At 67.0% G+C, this 439-nt stretch carries 1 pseudogene; it reads right to left on the minus strand.

The features are described 5' to 3' along the window. Positions 1 to 439: pseudogene (locus EN925_RS39265) on the minus strand (carbohydrate kinase); the annotation flags it as partial.

The raw sequence follows: 439 nt of genomic DNA on the forward strand, positions 1-439 counted from the left end.
CCACGCCGCTGACGAGGCCGCTGCATCGCAACCCGTCGACCACCTCGCGCTCCGTGGCATTCGCGGCGACGCCGGCCAGCGCCATGGCCTCGCGCCGGTTCATGAAGACCAGCGAAAGCTCCTTCAGCACCGGTAGCAACCGCACCACCTTGGCCGGCGAAATGGCAATCGCGAAAACCGGCTTGCCCGCGGCGAGCGCGACCAGCCGTTCCAGCGCCGTCGTCGGAAGATTGGCGTCGCAGAAGACGGCATCTGCGGCGGCGATCACCTCCCGCACCCTGGAGCGCCTGATCTGCTTGGGAAACGCCAAATCATAGAGCGCCATGTCGGCAAAGCCGACGATCAGCTCGCCTTCGCTGTCGATCAGCGCCGTGTAGCTCGGCGTCGTGCGGTCGAGGAAGACCGCCGACAGGTCGGTAATGCCTGCCCCGGCAATGGC

Origin of the sequence: Mesorhizobium sp. M7A.F.Ca.US.006.04.2.1, assembly GCF_004022915.1 — a bacterium.
GTDB classification, from domain to species: domain Bacteria; phylum Pseudomonadota; class Alphaproteobacteria; order Rhizobiales; family Rhizobiaceae; genus Mesorhizobium; species Mesorhizobium ciceri.